General features: G+C 65.9%; 1 protein-coding gene. It reads right to left on the bottom strand.

The features are described 5' to 3' along the window. Positions 1-189 precede the first annotated feature (189 nt). Positions 190-416: dioxygenase family protein (locus tag L6D75_RS27195; RefSeq protein WP_445009186.1), on the bottom strand; the 227-nt coding region annotated here is incomplete at its 5' end.

Genomic DNA, 416 nt, shown 5'->3' on the forward strand with positions numbered 1-416 from the left:
GTGACCTGTCAGCAACAGGCGAGCGAACGCAGGGCGGGGTTATGCATGACCAAGGACCTTTTATTGTTATTGGAATGGTGTATGGCAGTGGTATTGGCTGGGCGTGTACCGGCCCTATCGCCGGCAAGCCGGCTCCCACAGGGTTTGCTGTGGGAGCCGGCTTGCCGGCGATAGGGCCGCTGCGGGCCGTCAGCCTGCTTGCAGCGCCCGTGGGCGGTGGCTGCGGGCTTCGGCTTCGGGGGCCGTGGCCGCTTGCAGGCGGAAGTCGAACGCCAGCTCGGCAAAGCGCTCGCCGGCAACGCCTCGGTCACGCGCCGTGGCGGCATCGTCGACGAAACGCAGCGCGCCGATCAGGCCATCGCGGGTGGCATAGGCGAAGTCGTCCCACAGGTACTTGTCGCCTTCGAAGTTGATCT

This window comes from Pseudomonas faucium (assembly GCF_021602585.1).
GTDB lineage: Bacteria > Pseudomonadota > Gammaproteobacteria > Pseudomonadales > Pseudomonadaceae > Aquipseudomonas > Aquipseudomonas faucium.